Source organism: Neisseria montereyensis (genome assembly GCF_024834045.1).
In the GTDB taxonomy this organism is placed as follows: Bacteria; Pseudomonadota; Gammaproteobacteria; order Burkholderiales; family Neisseriaceae; genus Neisseria; species Neisseria montereyensis.
Window position 1 is genome coordinate 164573 of record NZ_JANUXW010000001.1, and the last position, 13480, is coordinate 178052.

11 protein-coding genes and 1 tRNA gene are annotated in these 13480 nt (G+C 50.6%); 4 read left to right on the top strand and 8 right to left on the bottom strand.

All coding sequences use genetic code 11. The annotated features are described in order from the left end of the window. Positions 1-30 precede the first annotated feature (30 nt). Positions 31-106: transfer RNA gene (locus tag NXS09_RS00745), tRNA-Ile, on the bottom strand. Positions 107-261: 155 nt separating this feature from the next. Here NXS09_RS00745 and ubiD point away from each other — a divergent pair. Together ubiD and NXS09_RS00755 are read left to right on the top strand one after the other, a co-directional pair. Then, positions 262-1740, top strand: coding sequence for a 4-hydroxy-3-polyprenylbenzoate decarboxylase (gene ubiD / locus NXS09_RS00750; RefSeq protein ID WP_259290656.1), 1479 nt, complete (start codon positions 262-264; stop codon positions 1738-1740). A gap of 117 nt (positions 1741-1857) precedes the next feature. Further along, positions 1858-2967, top strand: coding sequence for an endonuclease/exonuclease/phosphatase family protein (locus NXS09_RS00755; RefSeq protein WP_259290657.1), 1110 nt, complete (start codon positions 1858-1860; stop codon positions 2965-2967). A gap of 75 nt (positions 2968-3042) precedes the next feature. Here the strand turns inward: NXS09_RS00755 and NXS09_RS00760 are convergent, their stop codons facing one another. The 7 genes from NXS09_RS00760 to NXS09_RS00790 form a co-directional block, all read right to left on the bottom strand. After that, a complete protein-coding gene (locus NXS09_RS00760; RefSeq protein ID WP_259290658.1) occupies positions 3043-5439 on the bottom strand; it encodes a DNA translocase FtsK in 2397 nt (798 codons plus the stop codon). 367 nt (positions 5440-5806) lie between these two features. After that, positions 5807-6235 carry a DUF302 domain-containing protein gene (locus NXS09_RS00765; RefSeq protein ID WP_259290942.1) on the bottom strand — a complete coding sequence of 143 codons (429 nt, stop codon included), beginning with the start codon at positions 6233-6235 and terminating at the stop codon, positions 5807-5809. A gap of 321 nt (positions 6236-6556) precedes the next feature. Further along, positions 6557-8341 carry a M48 family metalloprotease gene (locus NXS09_RS00770; RefSeq protein WP_259290659.1) on the bottom strand — a complete coding sequence of 595 codons (1785 nt, stop codon included), beginning with the start codon at positions 8339-8341 and terminating at the stop codon, positions 6557-6559. Between the two features lie 11 nt (positions 8342-8352). Continuing rightward, positions 8353-8949 (bottom strand): LemA family protein, encoded by a 597-nt coding sequence (locus NXS09_RS00775; protein ID WP_259290660.1) that lies wholly within the window; start codon positions 8947-8949, stop codon positions 8353-8355. A gap of 175 nt (positions 8950-9124) precedes the next feature. After that, positions 9125-10300, bottom strand: coding sequence for a radical SAM family heme chaperone HemW (hemW, locus tag NXS09_RS00780; RefSeq protein ID WP_259290661.1), 1176 nt, complete (start codon positions 10298-10300; stop codon positions 9125-9127). 132 nt (positions 10301-10432) lie between these two features. Then, positions 10433-11032 carry an RdgB/HAM1 family non-canonical purine NTP pyrophosphatase gene (gene rdgB, locus NXS09_RS00785; RefSeq protein ID WP_259290662.1) on the bottom strand — a complete coding sequence of 200 codons (600 nt, stop codon included), beginning with the start codon at positions 11030-11032 and terminating at the stop codon, positions 10433-10435. A 15-nt stretch (positions 11033-11047) separates the two neighbouring features. Beyond that, complete coding sequence (locus tag NXS09_RS00790; protein ID WP_259290663.1) at positions 11048-11284, bottom strand: NGO_0222 family membrane protein; 237 nt, start codon at positions 11282-11284, stop codon at positions 11048-11050. A 194-nt stretch (positions 11285-11478) separates the two neighbouring features. Between NXS09_RS00790 and rnhA the strand changes: the two genes are divergently transcribed. Together rnhA and NXS09_RS00800 are read left to right on the top strand one after the other, a co-directional pair. Beyond that, positions 11479-11916, top strand: a complete 438-nt coding sequence (rnhA, locus tag NXS09_RS00795) for a ribonuclease HI (RefSeq protein ID WP_259290664.1) — start codon at positions 11479-11481, stop codon at positions 11914-11916. 89 nt (positions 11917-12005) lie between these two features. Further along, complete coding sequence (locus NXS09_RS00800; protein ID WP_259290665.1) at positions 12006-13478, top strand: protein adenylyltransferase SelO; 1473 nt, start codon at positions 12006-12008, stop codon at positions 13476-13478. Positions 13479-13480 lie beyond the last annotated feature (2 nt).

Here is a 13480-nt window from a genome sequence, read left to right on the forward strand (position 1 = left end):
TCACTGCTATGCCTGCTTTTCTGAATTTTTTGGTGGGTCCGGTGGGGATCGAACCCACGACCAAGGGATTATGAGTCCCCTGCTCTAACCCCTGAGCTACAGACCCGGGTCGAGAAAGGTTGCTATTGTAGCATAATTTATTACTTGGGCAAGTGGTTATAAACAGATAAGCAAACGGTACGCCGAGGGTAGGGTTTGTTATAATTCAGCCTTTATGATTTTCGTCTGAACAAGTTTTCAGACGGCCTTGAAAGCAACCCTATGAAATACAATGATTTGAGGGATTTTGTTCACAAGCTGGAACAGGAAAACAAGCTGAAACGTATCAGCCTGCCTGTTTCCCCTTATTTGGAAATGACGGAAATTGCCGACCGTGTTTTGCGTAACGAAGGGCCGGCATTGTGGTTTGAAAATCCGGTTCGGCAAGATGGTTCGCGCTATGCGTTTCCCGTGTTGGCCAATTTGTTTGGCACGCCTGAGCGGGTGGCGATGGGCATGGGGGCGGACAGTGTGGAAAAGTTGCGTGAAATCGGCCGCACTTTGGCGTATTTGAAAGAGCCGGAACCGCCAAAAGGCATTAAAGACGCCTTTTCCAAACTGCCGTTGCTGAAAGATATTTGGAGCATGGCGCCGCATGTGGTGAAAAAAGCGCCGTGTCAGGAAATTGTTTGGGAGGGCGATGAAGTGGATTTAAACCGCCTGCCTATCCAACATTGCTGGCCGGAAGATATTGCACCGTTGGTAACATGGGGGTTGACCGTTACCCGCGGGCCGCATAAAAAACGCCAGAATCTCGGTATTTACCGCCAGCAGCTTATCGGTAAAAACAAACTGATTATGCGTTGGCTGGCGCATCGGGGCGGGGCTTTGGATTTTCAGGCACATAAAAAGCTTTATCCCGATACACCGTATCCGGTGGCGGTGGTTTTAGGTTGTGATCCGGCAACGATTCTCGGTGCGGTGACACCTGTGCCGGATACGCTGAGTGAATATCAGTTTGCCGGATTATTGCGCGGCTCGAGGACGGAATTGGTGAAATGTATCGGCAATGATTTACAGGTGCCCGCGCGGGCGGAAATCGTATTGGAAGGGGTGATACATCCTGATGAAACCGCCTTGGAAGGCCCATATGGCGACCATACAGGCTATTACAACGAGCAGGATTATTTTCCCGTGTTTACCGTCGAGAGGATAACGATGCGCGAAAATCCGGTGTATCACAGCACTTATACCGGCAAACCGCCCGATGAGCCTGCGGTTTTGGGCGTGGCATTAAACGAAGTGTTCGTGCCATTATTGCAAAAGCAGTTTCCCGAGATTGTCGATTTTTATTTGCCGCCGGAGGGTTGTTCTTACCGTATGGCGGTGGTGAGTATTAAAAAACAATATCCCGGCCATGCGAAAAGGGTGATGATGGGATGTTGGTCGTTCCTGCGCCAGTTTATGTACACCAAGTTTATTGTGGTGGTCGATGATGATGTGGACTGCCGCGATTGGAAAGAGGTGATTTGGGCGATTACCACCCGTATGGATCCGGTACGCGATGCGGTGATGGTAGAAAATACGCCGATTGACTATCTCGACTTTGCCAGCCCGGTGAGCGGTTTAGGCGGTAAAATGGGCTTGGATGCCACCAATAAATGGCCCGGTGAAACCCAGCGCGAATGGGGTAGAGTGATTAAGCACGATGCGGCTACCGCAGCAAAAGTTGATGCAATGTGGCAGTCGTTGGGCTTGTAAGTGATATGAGGCCGTCTGAAAAGATATGTTTCAGACGGCTTTATTCGTTGTAAATACGGTTGCAGTAGGATAGGGCATTCGCTAATATCCATTGTCAAAAAATATCAGGTATTCATTATGTTTGGACTTTCACCAACCGATTGGCTATTGATGATTTTGTTGTGGTTGCCGATATTGGCAACTTTGTTACCTTTGATTAACCATGATCATTGGGTTTTCCGGGTTTTCGATTTTCCGCGCTTGCAGATTGCGGCGGTTAGTTTGTTGTGTGTGGTGTTAAATTATCTCTGGCAACAGAATGAGCATCCCTTGTTCACCTTTTTTGAGATCATCAATTTTGCCTGTTTCGTTTATCAGGTGAAGGAAATTTCTGCTTATACGCGTTTGAATAAACCCGAAGTATTGCAATATTCCGGCGAAGATAACGAACGTACCCTTTCCCTGATTACCTCCAACGTGTTAACCCCCAACCGCCGTGCCGATTTATTATTGGCAACGGTAAAAAAATATCAGCCTGATATCGTGCTGACTTTGGAAAGCGATAAATGGTGGGAAGAGCAGCTTGCACCGTTGGAACACGAGCTGGCATATGAATATACCGTGAAAATCCCCTTAGATAATCTTTACGGCATGCATTTATATAGCCGTCTGCAATTACGGAATGTCGAAGTTCGGTATTGGGTGGAAGAAGACATTCCGTCTATCGCGGCAGAGTTGCAATTGAAATCGGGCGAATGGATACGGATTTATTGTCTGCACCCTATGCCGCCGAGTCCTACCGAAGCCGATACTTCTACCGGCCGCGATGCCGAACTGTTGCTGGTAGGTAGGGAAATCGCAAAAAACAACCATTCCGTGCTGGTGTTCGGTGATATGAACGATGTGGCTTGGTCGCGGACCTCGCGCTTATTCCAACAAATCAGCGGCTTGCTCGATCCGCGTAAAGGTAGGGGCTTATATAGTACTTTTCATGCCAAATATCCGTTTTTACGTTGGCCGCTTGATCATATTTTCCATAGTAGCGATTTTATGATGAGTGAAATTAAGGTTTTGCCTACAATTGGCTCCGACCATTTCCCGGTTTACGGTAAATTCCAATTTATGCCGGCTGCCGAAATCGTTCAGGAAAAAGAAGAAGCGGACAAAGAGGAAAAAGAGGAAGCCAAAGAAAAAATCGCGGAAGCGGAACCGCTTAAAGAAGTGGTTGAGGAAAAATATACCGAATAAAGCGTTGATATCTATCCATATATAAAACAAGCCGTCTGAATATTTTCAGACGGCTTGTTTTATATAGTGGCTGATTTATAAATTATCTTTTTGTGCCAGTATCTTGCGGCTGCCGCCAACATCGGCAGGGGAAACCACGCCGGCGTCTTCCAATGCCTGCATCAGATTGGCGGCACGGTTATAGCCTATGCGTAATTGGCGTTGCAATGAAGAGATAGAGGTTTTGCGGGTTTCCAAGACAAAAGAAACGGCCTGATCGAAAAGTTCGTCGCTATTGGCATTGGGGTTTACGATATTGGTGGTTTCCAATGCCGCTTCGCCACTGAGCAGCCCTTCAATATAATGAGCCGGAGCCTGCCGTTTCACATGGGAGACAACATGATGGACTTCGTCGTCAGACACAAACGCACCCTGTAAACGGGTCGGTTCGGCATTACCCGGCTGTAAAAATAGCGAATCGCCGTATTTCAGCAATTCATCCGCGCCCATTTGGTCGAGAATGGTGCGGCTGTCGATTTTGCTTTGCACGGTAAAGGCCATGCGTGTGGGGATATTGGCTTTAATCAGGCCGGTAATCACGTCAACACTCGGGCGTTGGGTCGCCACAATCATGTGGATGCCTGCCGCCCGTGCTTTTTGTGCCAAACGGGCGATTTGTTGTTCGACCGATTTGCGCTCCGTCATCATCAGGTCGGCCAATTCATCAATCACCACCACAATCATCGGCAGCGTTTCCAACGGTTCGGGGTCGTCCGGATTCAGGCTGAACGGGTTGAGCAGCGGTTTGCCCGATTCTTTGGCGGCAACGACTTTTTTATTAAAGCCTTCAATATTGCGTACACCGGCGTGAGACAATAAACGGTAACGTTTTTCCATTTCGGCTACACACCAGTTCAAGGCCTGACCGGCTTCACGCATATCGGTCACCACGGGGCAGAGTAGGTGCGGAATACCGTCGTAAACACTTAATTCCAGCATTTTGGGATCGATCATAATAAAGCGGACTTCTTCAGGGGTCGCTTTAAACAGAATCGATAAAATCATCGCGTTGACCCCAACCGATTTACCCGAACCGGTCATACCGCCTACTAACAAATGCGGCATTTTCGCCAAATCACCGACCACGGGAATGCCGGCAATATCTTTACCCAACGCAACGGTAAGCTTGGATTTTGCATCGGTAAACACCGAGGACGACAGAATTTCACTCAGCATGACATCTTGGCGGCGCTCGTTGGGCAACTCGATACCCATGGTGTTTTTACCGGCAATGGTTTCGACAATGCGCACGGCCTGTAACGACATCGAGCGGGCAAGGTCTTTAGAAAGATTGACAATTTGGCTGCCTTTAACACCTTGTGCCGGTTCGATTTCAAAGCGGGTAATTACCGGCCCTGAAGTGGCGGAAACCACTTGCACCCCGATACCGAATTCTGCCAACTTGGCTTCGATACGCTCGGCGGTTTGTTGGAGTTTTTCCGGATTGACAACCGGCGGCTCACCCTGCGGCAGGCGCAGTAGATGAAGCGAAGGCTTGATATATTCACCGGTGTGGGTTGGTTCGGCCGCATCACCTTTTTCATCGAATAAGGCCGGTTGAACAGGAGAAGGCGGAGCAACCGATACGGCTACGGCTTTGCGGTTGCTGGAACTGCCCGCCAGTTGTTCGACAGGCTCGGCAGTAATATTTTTCGCTTCACGCACCATACGGCGGGTGGTTTTGGGGTCGGGCAGGTCTCGAACGTATTTATCTTCTTTACGCATAAGCTTGAGCCACAACCATTCCATTTTGGCACCGGTTTTTTCTAAAATATCCAGCCATGAGACTTGTGCCAACAGGGATAAAGCCAGTAAGAGAATCACCAGCATAATCAGCAGGCTGCCGGATGTGCCCAATAGCCAAGTCAGCCCGGAAGCGGTAAATGATCCGACTAAACCGCCTGCGCCGACAGGTAGGGCGTCTGCCAATTCGGTTTGAAAAGAAAAGACTTCCAAAACCGGGCTGCACAATAATAAGACGGCCAAAGCGGCAGCAGCGATTTTATAGTTATACGGTTTGCTTTCAGGCGTTTGCAGCGGGCGGAAATTGCGGTAAAGCAGAATGCAGGCGGCGACAATCCACCACCAAAACGACAGGCCGAATAAATAATAGCCGACATCGGAGAAATACGCGCCAAACAGGCCGCCGAGATTGTGTACTTCATCGGAAAGCGGCACACTGCGCGACCATGCGGGGTCGTCCATTGTGAAGCTGGCCAAACACAAGGCGGCATAAACGGTTACCAGCAGGCCGAACAACCACAAGGTATCGTTGATCAGATTGATAACGTGTTGCGGGCGTTTGCGTTTCACTGCATTCGGAACCACACCTTTCGGCTTGCGTACCGGTTTGGTTTCAGACGGCTTGTTTTTTACGCCGGATTGGGTTTTTGCAGTAGGTTTGGTGGTTTTTTTCGGAGATTTGGTAGCCATAAACAATCATATAAGAGGCCGTCTGAAAATAAGACGGTAACAAGCGGGTTGGCCGATAGGGTATAAGTTTTTACAGAGTAATTGGATGGAGTGACTTAAACAACATCGGCGGCGTCAAAATGGTGAAATTATACAATATTATGCCGTTTCAGGTAGAACAGTGCTTGAAAGGCGTTTTCAATATTATCAACGGTGGCCATTGTATAGAAACAGATACGGATAAATTCAAATGAATATTTTAAGCTGACCGGCTGTTTGTTTAAAAAGTTTTCAAACTATTAAAGAAAGATGAATAGTATCAATCAGCCATCCCTTTGTTTCAGACGGCCTGATTATAAAGGGATGGCTTTTTCAATGTGTATCGTATTTATTGGGTTACGGTTTGAACAATCAGTTTTTCTGCGTTAGCCAGCGTGTTTTCAACGTCACTAAACTGAATACGCGTGCCTTGGATTAGGGCGCGTGTATCATGGAAAACCACTTGAACCGCGCCGTTGTTTTCAGTCACCAAAACGCGCAAAGGCAGGCGGATGGCGAACTCGGGGTCTTTCACCATCAGCGGTGTACCTGCTTTGGGAGTGCCAAAAATAATCACTTTGGCAGGTTGCATGTTTAAACCGTTGGCACGGGCGGCTGCATGATGATCAATCACGGCAAAAACAGTCATCCCTTTGGATTGGATGGCATTTTCAAGGCGTGAAACCGTATCGTCAAAATTGTATTTGCTGTTTACTGTATGAGTGAATCGCATCGCTTGCATATATTGGGGATTAGGCATGGATTGAGGGCCGTTCATGTGGTGTCCTCTCCAATGAGGTGTTCGCGCACAAGCCGACAAAGTGGCGGCAACCATTAGAATCAAAGCAGGTTTTAGGTATTTCATGATGTTGTTCCTTTTATCAGGTGAATAATCTTTTCAAGCTGGATTTATCGAACAAACAAGATGATGATACTACTATTAAATTATGCCGGATAGGGTAGGAAATAGAAATGGTTTACTCAAGTTGTTTTGTTTAAAAGGGGTAAATAATTATTTATCCCTTTTGTTTTTTCAGACGGCCTAAAAGTTTTTAGTGGTAACGCATATTTCTAACGGGTTGGTTTCGACGATAAACCGTTATGTTCTGCCATATAAGGCAACAACGTTTTCAGCAGCTTCTGCCCAGTCGGGATTGCCGCCGGCAGCCAGTATCAGGCGGCATTTGGTGAGAAGCTCGGTGCGCTTGTGTGCCGGGAGGGTTTGGAGTGTGTGCAGTATTCGCGGCAAGCCTTGGATGCCTAATGTATTCAGACGGCCTGCTTCGCCTGTCCATTGTGCCAGTGCGGCGAGAACGGTTTGGCTGTAATGTTCATCGGTTGCTTGCGGGTTGGATTCCGGCTCGGCAAACCATTTCAGCCATGCGGCGGTTTCCAGCCACAATAAGGCGGCGGGGGCGTCTAGGCCGTTTAGGCGGGCAAAGTGGCTTAATTCATTTTGCAAGCTTTGTTGTTCTTCCGGCGGCAGGGCGGCGACGGAGGGTAATAGGTGCATCAGCAGCGGGCGGTATAGCGGTTGCGGCAGCGGGTGCCGTTTGAGGCGCTGATAAAAAGCGGTGCGCAATGGAAACCTTGTCGACCAAATATGTTCGGTTTCGGCCAATGCGGTGGGGGTGAGTAGTGCGGATAGGGCAATGGTTAGCCGCTCGCTGTCGCCCTCGGCACGCAGCCAGTGTTTGGGGTTGAACTGTAGCAGTTGTGCCTTATCGGTTTCCGCATGGGCATCAAACCGACGGATATTTTCTGCTAATAACCTGCCTTGGTGTTCGTTGGGGTGGGTTTGTTCGGCCATGTCGGAATATCCGTGTTGGTTTGAAAGAGAAGACGTGGAATAGGGAAGATACACAAAATCTGCCCGTTTTTCTTTGGCTTTGCGTATTTTATGGCGCCAACGGCGTGCATGAGAAGGGCTGAGCCGTTGTATGCGTTCGTAAATATCGGGATGGGTGGCGGCGAGGCGGTCGAAAATATCGGCTTTATCCAATCCGGCAAACATAAAATGAGCGTATTCCGACGCATGCGGCGAATTCAATCTATGGATGGGCGCAACAGCCACTTTACACAATGCGGAAGCCAATCCTTCGCTGTGGCGGGTGAATTGAACCGCCGACGCATCGGCCAGAAATTCACGCTGACGGCTGATGGCGGCCTGTATCCAACCGGCAACCAGCGAGCCGGTAAAGCCGAGGATAAGTAAAACGCCGCCCAGTATCATGGTAAGCAGGTTGCGGCGGAATATCAGGGAATCGACGTTGATAAAGAAACGCCCCAAACTGCTCAGCATCTGTAGGCCGTATAACCCTCCGCAAAGCTGCATATTGCGGCGCATATCGCCATTGAGGATATGGCTGAATTCATGGGCGATAACGCCTTGCAACTCGCTGCGGTTGAAAGCGTCGACTGCGCCGCGCGTAATCCCGATAACGGCATCGCGCTGATCCATGCCGGCAGCAAACGCATTGAGCGACATATCGGGCAAGATATAGACGCGGGGAATATGCATACCGGAAGCAATCGCTATTTCTTCGACCACATTTAACAGCCTGCGTTCCGATAAACGGGCTTGTTTGCGTGAAACCTGCTTGCCGCCTAATGCCGTTGCCACGACATGGCCGCCGTGTGACAGTTGGCGCAGGCGTATCCATGCAGCAACGGCTACCATCACCAAAACGGTGATAAAAACAACCTTAAAAACGGTTGGGTGCATAGCAATGCCGACACCGTCATGAATCTCAAAATACAGCGATGTGAGCAAAGCGGTAACGGCAGCGGTAATACCGGCGACGGCGGCCACGGCGAATAGATACAGCCATAGCAGGCCATTGCTGAGGCGCAGGGCATATTTTTGATATCGGCGAAAATGCATGAGCCGGCCGCTTATCGGTTCAGATCGATTTTGGGGGCGTGGCGGATAACGGCATGGTCGTCGAACTGCAACATAGCCGCATTGCTTTTATGCCCGAAAAAATCCGCCAGCAGTGAAGCGGGAAAGGTTTCGCGTGTGTTGTTGTAGGCCAGCACGGCGTCGTTATAGGCTTGACGGGCGAACGCTACACGGCTTTCGGCACCGGCCAATTCTTCGCTTAATGATTGAACGGCTCTATCGGCCTGTAATTCAGGATAAGCTTCTACAACCACGCTCAAATGGCGCAATGCCGAGCTGAGTTGGTGTTCCCCTTCGGCCAATTGCGCGATTTCTGTGTTGACATCGGGGCGGGCAACGGCAGCGGCGAGGGTGTCGGCGGCATGGTTACGCGCCTGTATGACGTTTTCAAGGGTGTGTTGTTCGTGTGTCAGATAAGCTTTGACGGTTTCGACCAAATTGGGAATCAGGTCGTGCCGGCGTTTGAGTTGCACTTGGATTTGTGCAAATGCATTGCGGTATTCGTTTCGGGCGCGTACCAAACGGTTATAAATCACAATTGGTACGACTACGCAGACAACGACAATAATCAAAACCACTAAACCGCCCATAATGAATACCCCTTTATTTATGCAAATTTATGCGAAATGAAAATTTGATTTTAGCATAAAGAATATTGGGAAAAGGGGCGGTTTCTGCCGAACGGCATCATAATGTTGCGATAGGGTTATAGGGTGTGGCGGCTATACGTCATAACGATGGCGTATGGTTGTTTGATAAGTTGTTTTATAAAAAACACTGCAATAAATCATTTAAAAAACGCCTGCCCAATTCAGACGGCCTGAAATAATGCGGATCGGTATCCAGCAGGCCGCGTTCTTGGGCGGCTTGAATCTGGGCGGTAATGCGGGCGGCGGGGATGCCGGTGCGTTCGGGCAGCCATTCGGCAGGCACGCCGTTGGTGAGGCGCAGTGCGTTCATCATAAATTCGAACGGTAAATCCGAAGCGGCAACGGTTTTGCGTTCGATGGCAGAGGCCGGGTTGTTTTGCATGGCGTTGAGATAATCGTTGGGATGGCGTTTGCGGGTGGTGCGCTCGATATGGGTCGGGTAGGAAATTTTGCCGTGTGCGCCGGCGCCGATGCCGAGATAGTCGCCGAATTGCCAGTAGTTTAGGTTGTGCCGACATTGGTGGCCGGTGCGGGCGAAGGCGGAGGTTTCATAATGTTCGAAACCGGCTGCGTATAAGGCATTGTGTACCGCGTCTTCAATATCTTGGGCGGCTTCGTCTTGCGGCAGGCCTTTGGGCGGGGTGTGGCCGAACGGGGTGTTCGGTTCCATAGTCAGATGATAGGCGCTGATGTGGTTGGCGCCGGTGGCAATGGCGGTTTGGATATCGTTTAAGGCCGTCTGAACGGTTTGGCCGGGTAGGGCGTACATTATATCAACGTTCACCCTGTCGAAAATATTCAGCGCATATTCGATGGCGGATAAGGCTTCGCGGTGGTCGTGAATACGGCCTAGGCTTTTGAGGGCGTTGTCGTTAAAACTTTGTACACCGATGGAAAGCCGTGTGATACCGGCTTCTTTAAACCCTTGGAATTTTTCTTTTTCAAAGGTGCCGGGGTTGGCTTCCATGGTGATTTCGGCTTGCGGCTGTAAGCGGACAAGCGAACGGATGCCGCCGAGCAGGCGGTCTATCGAGGCCGCCTGAAACAGGCTGGGTGTACCGCCGCCGATAAAAATGGTTTCTACCGGCCTGCCCCAGATATTCGGCAGCTCGGTTTGCAGGTCGGTGAGCAGTGCGTCGATGTAGGCTTGTTCGGCAAGATCCGTTTTGGCCTGATGCGAATTGAAATCGCAATAAGGGCATTTGCGCACGCACCAAGGAATATGGATATAAAGCGACAGCGGGGGCAGGGCGGTTAGGTGGCCGGGTTGGGAAAAATGGATGGTTTGCATAAATTTGGTCGGTGTGTGGCGGCAGGTGGTTCGGTTTTTTTAATCATGCCGGATGCTGTCGCTGTATGTGTTGCTTAGCCGCCTGTTTGGCTATTCAGACGGCCTTTAAGATGGTTGTTAATATGGTGGGTTTTACGGATAAAGCAAGCCGATTTTTTGTTTGAGTTCGGTTAGGGCCAAGCCGCGGTGGCTGATGCGGTTTTTGGTTTCGGGATCTAATTGGGCAGCGGTGCAACCCAGTTCGGGAATATAAAAGTGCGGGTCGTAACCGAAGCCGTTTTCCCCTGCCGCTTCGGCCTGCCATGTACCGTGCCAGATGCCTTCGGCAATAATCGGCTGCGGGTCGTTTTCATGGCGTACCAACACCAGCACGCAAACATAATAACAGCGTTGGTCGGCTTTTCCGGCCAGTTCGGCGGAAAGTTTGGCATTGTTGGCCGCATCGGATTTCGGGCTGCTTCCGGCAAAACGTGCCGAATAAATACCGGGTGCGCCGCCCAAGGCGGGGGCGCAGATGCCGCTGTCGTCGGCCAAGGCGGGCTTGCCGCTGTGTTTGCTGGCGTGGCGGGCTTTGGCAATCGCATTTTCGATAAAAGTAGGGTGCGGCTCGGGGCATTCGGGTACGTTGAATGCGGATTGCGGCAAGACTTCGATATCGTGGGCGGCAAACCAGCGGGTAAACTCTTTCAGTTTGCCGGCATTGCCGCTGGCTAATACGATTTGTTTGAGCATGGGGGGTATCCTGTTTTACGGTGTCGGTGTTTTTTCGGCGGCGGCTTTGGCGGCTTTTTCAAGTGCGGTTTGGCGGATGTAGAGTGCGAGGCAGGCAACTTGTCCGAATACGGCGCCAAAAGCAAACAAAAAGCTGGCAATGGCAAACTGTTTGCTGCCGATGTGGAGCAGCCAACTGCCTAACAGCACCAGCGCCATAAACAATAGGGTGAAAAAAGCAATGCCGAGCAGGAAGGTTTTGCGGGCGTTCATATCGGGCGGTAGGAAAAAGAAAGGCGGCCATTATAGCAAATTACCTGCCGTGCCGGATATGAAAACCGATGCTATCCTGCTGATAAACTATTGAATAGGGAATGGGGCGGATAGTGTATTCGAGGCCGTCTGAAAAAAAAGATTCAGACGGCCTTGTGGTATGATGCGCTCTCTTTTCAGAAAGCAGGATAGGTATGGAAAAAACCGTTTATCTTTATACCGACGGGGCATGTAAAGGCAATCCGGGTGCGGGCGGCTGGGGCGTGTTGATGCGCTACGGCAGCCATGAAAAAGAACTTTGCGGCGGCGAGCCCGAAACCACAAACAACCGTATGGAATTAACGGCCGTGATTAAGGGCTTGCAGGCGTTGAAACGGCGCTGTCGTGTGGAAATCCATACCGATTCGCAATATGTTAAAAACGGCATGGAAAGCTGGATACACGGCTGGAAGAAAAACGGCTGGAAAACCGCCGCCAAAAAGCCGGTGAAGAACGAAGATTTATGGCGGCAGCTAGACGAATTGGTACAACAGCATGATGTTTCGTGGGTATGGGTAAAAGGCCATGCCGGACATCGCGATAACGAGCGCGCCGATGAATTGGCCAATCAGGGCGCGGCGCAGTTTGTTTGAGCCGTTTTACATGGCTACTGTATTTCAGACGGCTTGCCCTTATATAAAACAAAATAACACACACCACACACATCCATAGGATAAATATTATGTCACACACACTCCCGCTACAACTGCAATCCCTAATGGTGTTGCCCGAAAGCTTTTATAGTCGTGTCCGCCCCGAGCCGTTGGGCGAGCCTTATTGGGTGGCGCAAAACCATACGCTGGCGGCGGAAATGGGTTTGAGGCCGTCTGAAATTTTCGATAACCCCGATAATCTGCTTTATCTTTCCGGCAGCGCTAAACAATACGACCCTGCACCGATAGCCACGGTTTACAGCGGCCATCAGTTCGGCGTGTATGTGCGCCAGCTGGGCGACGGTCGCGCCATGTTGATTGGCGATTCGGTTGCTGCCGACGGTAAGCGTTGGGAATGGCAGCTCAAAGGGGCGGGCAAAACGCCGTATTCGCGCTTTGCCGACGGTCGCGCCGTATTGCGTTCGAGTATCCGTGAATATTTGTGTTCCGAAGCCATGCACGGTTTGGGCATCCCCACCACCCGCGCGTTGGCACTCACCGGCAGCAACGATGCCGTTTACCGCGAACAGGCGGAAACCGCTGCGGTGGTGACTCGGATTGCCCCGTCGTTTATCCGCTTCGGGCATTTCGAATATATGTATCACACCGGACAGCATCAAAACCTACCCTTGTTGGCCGACTATCTGATAGACCAACATTTCCCCGCCTGCCGCGATGCCGAAAACCCTTATCTGGCCTTGTTTCATGAAGTGAACCGCCGCACGGCGGAATTGGTGGCGGCCTGGCAGAGCGTCGGGTTTTGCCATGGCGTATTGAATACCGATAATATGTCGGCATTGGGGCTGACCATTGATTATGGCCCGTTTGGCTTTTTAGATGCCTACGACCGCCATCATATCTGCAACCATTCCGATACCGGCGGGCGTTATGCCTATAACGAACAGCCTTATGTGGTGCATTGGAACCTGATGCGCTTTGCTTCCTGCCTGTTGCCGATGGTGTCGGAAAGTGAATTGGTGGCGGAATTGGAACGTTTTCCGGAAATGTTTCAGACGGCCTATCTGAGCCGTATGCGGGCGAAACTCGGTTTGCAAACCATAGATAAAGACGATGAAGAGTTGGTGGGTGATATGTTTGCTTCCCTGCAAGGCAGAAAAGTGGACTTCACTTTGTTTTTCCGATATTTGAGCGAAGTGAGCAATCAGCATGGCGAGCCGTTGCCGGAACGGCTAACCACTTTGTTTGACGGCCCGATGGAAGCGTTTACGGCATGGATAGGCTGCTACCGCGGCCGCTTGCGGGCGGAAAATAGTGATCCGGCGGCGCGTGCCGAGCGCATGAATGCGGTCAATCCGCTGTATGTGTTGAGAAACTATCTGCTTGAGCAAGCCATTGAGTTGGCGAAAAACGGTGATTTCAGAGAGATTGAACGGCTGCACCGCTGTATGCAAAATCCGTTTGTCGAGCAACAAGAGTTTGCCGATTTTGCCGTTTTGCCGCCCGAATGGGCCGGTGGTATTTGTGTGAGTTGTTCGAGCTGATA

Coding starts and splice junctions, on each gene's coding strand:
- ubiD (WP_259290656.1), top strand. CDS start 262: ATGAAATACAATGATTTGAGGGATTTTGTTCACAAGCTGGAACAGGAA.
- NXS09_RS00755 (WP_259290657.1), top strand. CDS start 1,858: ATGTTTGGACTTTCACCAACCGATTGGCTATTGATGATTTTGTTGTGG.
- NXS09_RS00760 (WP_259290658.1), bottom strand. CDS start 5,439: ATGGCTACCAAATCTCCGAAAAAAACCACCAAACCTACTGCAAAAACC.
- NXS09_RS00765 (WP_259290942.1), bottom strand. CDS start 6,235: ATGAACGGCCCTCAATCCATGCCTAATCCCCAATATATGCAAGCGATG.
- NXS09_RS00770 (WP_259290659.1), bottom strand. CDS start 8,341: ATGCATTTTCGCCGATATCAAAAATATGCCCTGCGCCTCAGCAATGGC.
- NXS09_RS00775 (WP_259290660.1), bottom strand. CDS start 8,949: ATGGGCGGTTTAGTGGTTTTGATTATTGTCGTTGTCTGCGTAGTCGTA.
- hemW (WP_259290661.1), bottom strand. CDS start 10,300: ATGCAAACCATCCATTTTTCCCAACCCGGCCACCTAACCGCCCTGCCC.
- rdgB (WP_259290662.1), bottom strand. CDS start 11,032: ATGCTCAAACAAATCGTATTAGCCAGCGGCAATGCCGGCAAACTGAAA.
- NXS09_RS00790 (WP_259290663.1), bottom strand. CDS start 11,284: ATGAACGCCCGCAAAACCTTCCTGCTCGGCATTGCTTTTTTCACCCTA.
- rnhA (WP_259290664.1), top strand. CDS start 11,479: ATGGAAAAAACCGTTTATCTTTATACCGACGGGGCATGTAAAGGCAAT.
- NXS09_RS00800 (WP_259290665.1), top strand. CDS start 12,006: ATGTCACACACACTCCCGCTACAACTGCAATCCCTAATGGTGTTGCCC.